The sequence below is a fragment of the Streptomyces sp. NPDC002690 genome, from assembly GCF_053592415.1.
The window spans coordinates 1-2,761 of sequence record NZ_JBSFVR010000604.1 but is presented as its reverse complement, the minus strand read 5'-3'; the positions used below and the strand labels follow the sequence as shown (position 1 = coordinate 2,761).

The 2,761-nt window shown below is 73.0% G+C and carries 2 protein-coding genes and 1 pseudogene; 2 read left to right on the top strand and 1 reads right to left on the bottom strand.

Features of this window, described 5'->3' with window-relative positions; all coding sequences use genetic code 11:
• Together ACWD3D_RS35750 and ACWD3D_RS35745 are read left to right on the top strand one after the other, a co-directional pair.
• Nucleotides 1–1,745, top strand: a 1,745-nt coding sequence (locus tag ACWD3D_RS35750) for a VWA domain-containing protein (RefSeq protein WP_451464834.1), incomplete at its 5' end; no start/stop codon positions are given.
• Between the two features lie 118 nt (nucleotides 1,746–1,863).
• Nucleotides 1,864–2,061 (top strand): hypothetical protein, encoded by a 198-nt coding sequence (locus ACWD3D_RS35745; RefSeq protein WP_451464833.1) that lies wholly within the window; start codon nucleotides 1,864–1,866, stop codon nucleotides 2,059–2,061.
• Between the two features lie 47 nt (nucleotides 2,062–2,108).
• Here the strand turns inward: ACWD3D_RS35745 and ACWD3D_RS35740 are convergent.
• Nucleotides 2,109–2,761, bottom strand: a pseudogene (locus ACWD3D_RS35740) (glutamate--cysteine ligase); the annotation flags it as partial.

Below are 2,761 nucleotides of genomic sequence, written 5' to 3'. Positions count from 1 at the left end.
GACGCGGCCCCGGGTCTGTCCGCCGCGGGGTCGCCGTCGCCGGCGCGCTCGCCGTAGCGGTCGCGGCCGGCGCGGCCGTGGTCGCGCGCGGCAGCCTGCTTCCGTTCTCCGAACCGTGCGAGAAGGACGCGGTCCGGCTCACCGTGGCCGCTTCGCCCGACATCGCGCCCGCGGTGAGCGCGGTCGTCGACCGGGCGCGCAAGGACGAGGTGCGCACGGACGGGCGCTGCATGGACGTCGAGGTGGTGGCCGCCGACTCGTACAAGGTCGCCAACACCGTGGCGGCCGGCGGCAAGATCCCGTACCAGGTCTGGCTGCCGGACTCGGACCTCTGGCTGGACCGGGCGAAGGGTGCCGGGGACGGCATACCTCTCACGCCCGGCGACTCGGTGGCCACCTCCCCGGTGGGGTTCGCCGTGGTGCCGTCCGCGGCGAAGGCGCTCGGCTGGCCGGACAAGCAGCTCGGCTGGGCCGATCTGGTCGCCGCGGCCATGGCGTCGGACGACGCCGTCCGGCTCGGGGCCGCCGATCCGGCACGCAGCGCCACCGGACTGCTGGCGCTCACGGCCATCGGGGCGTCCTCGGCCGACCAGGGCGCGGACAGCGACACCCGCGCCGCGCAGACCGCGAAGATCCTCTCGGAGCGCATGTCGCAGAGCGACCCGAAGGTGTCGGAGACGCTGGTGCGCGACGACTCGGCCGCCGACCAGGGCGACGCCGAGCGGAATCAGGCTCTGATCCTCTCGGAGCAAGCCGCCTTCGCGCACAACGAGAAGGCGGCCGGGGCCACGAAGGTCGACCTCTTCTACCCGAAGGACGGGGCTCCGCAGCTCAACTACCCGTGGACGCTGGTGGACGAGACGTCGATGACCGTCGAGCAGAGCCGGACCGCGCTGCGCCTGATGACGCTGCTCAGGGACAGCAGCTCCGGCGGACCCGGCGACGTCCTTCCCGCCCACGGCTTCCGGCCCCCGGACGGCAGTGCCGTGACGCAGGTCGTCAGGGCGGCGGGCGGCAAGGACCCGCAGCCGTACCGTGAGGCTCCCGCCACCGCGCCCACCGCCGCCGAACTCCAGGAAGTGCTCGGCATGTGGACCATCACCGTGCAGAGCGCCCGGCTCTCCACGGTGGTCGACGCCTCGGGTTCGATGGCCACCCCGGTTCCCGGCAGCGGCGAGTCCCGGATGGACGTGACGAAGGAGTCCCTGCTGCGGGCGCTGAGCCAGTTCACGGACGACGACGAGATCGGCCTCTGGGAGTTCGCCACCACCCTCGACGGCGCCAAGGACTACCGCGAGCTGACGCCGACGTCCCGCCTCGGCGACCGCACGGCGGGCGGTGCCACCCACCGTGAGGAACTCGCATCGGCCTTCGACGAGTTGGAGCCCGTACCGAACGGTGCCACCGGCCTCTACGACACCACTCTCGCCGCGTACCGGGCGGCCGTGGCGAGTTACGTGCCGGGCAAGTTCAACGCCGTGGTGATCCTCACGGACGGCTCGAACGAGGACCAGAACGGGATCTCGCGCAGCGGCCTGGTCCAGCAGCTCAAGGCTCTCGCGGACCCGGAGCACCCGGTGCCGGTCCTCGCCATCGCGGTGGGGCCGGACGCGGACCGCGAGGAGGTCGCGGAGATCGCGAAGGTGACCGGAGGCGGCGGTTACGAGGTGAGCGACCCCGCCGATATCCAGTCGGTGATCCTGCAGGCCATCATGACGGCCAGTCAGGCAGCCATTCCCGAGTAGAGGGTGCCGGCCGCCCCCGCGTGCGGGGCGTGCGGGGCCGTCCGCGGCGCCCCCGCGCGGCGGACGGCCGCACCCGGGTCCGTCGCACGTCGTCGGCGCCGTCGTCTACGGTGCGCCCATGGACAAGACCGACATGGACGACCCGCAGGAACTGGGCACGGCCTTCTGGATGGGGATCCACGGCTTCGCGGTCAGTGGGGAGCCGCTCGGGCCGGACTCACCTCTCGCCCGGGTGCGCGCCTTCACCGCCGAGTGCCCGTCGGTGACGCTCACGAGGGAACACATCGCGGTCGAGGGGCGCCCGCTGCTCCCCTGACGGGGCCGGCCGTGCGGGGGCGCTGCCGTCCGGGTGCGCCCCCGCGCTCATGGCTTCGGGAAGCCGACGGGCCAGGTGTGCACCGGTTCGCCGCTGCGCGCAAGTTCGCCGTACCTGCGGGTGGTGGCGGCGAGGGCGGCTTCCCGCCCCAGCCCCGCCTCCTGCGCCCGGTGGTAGGTGTCGACCTGCCAAGAGGCACCGTTGGTCCGCCGGCGGCACCGTTCCTCGATGATGCCGAGATAGCGGTCGCGGTCGGCGGGCTCGATGTTCCAGGCGTCGAGCCCGGCGGACGCGAGGGGCAGCAGTTCGTCCCGTACGAGCTTGATGGCGGGGACCTTCGCGACTCCGCCGGACCTGCCCGGACGCGGCCACAGCAGTTCGGCCTCGATGCCGTGCCTGCAGGCGTTGTCGAAGTTCTCCTCCGCCGCCTCGAAGGAGAGCTTGCTCCACACCGGGCGGGGTTCGTCGGCGAGCGCGCGCACCAGCCCGTAGTAGAAGGCGGCGTTGGCGAGCACGTCAGCGACGGTCGGGCCGGCGGGCAGGACCCGGTTCTCCACCCGCAGATGCGGCGCCCCGTCCGCGACCCCGTAGACGGGCCGGTTCCACCGGTAGATCGTCCCGTTGTGCAGGACGAGTTCGGCGAGCGTCGGTACGCCGCCTTCGTCGAGCACCCTCAGCGGGTCCTCGTCGGAGAGGATCG

Bases quoted from the DNA above. Each gene is read 5' to 3' on its own strand.
- ACWD3D_RS35745 (WP_451464833.1), top strand. From the start codon at position 1,864: ATGGACAAGACCGACATGGACGACCCGCAGGAACTGGGCACGGCCTTC.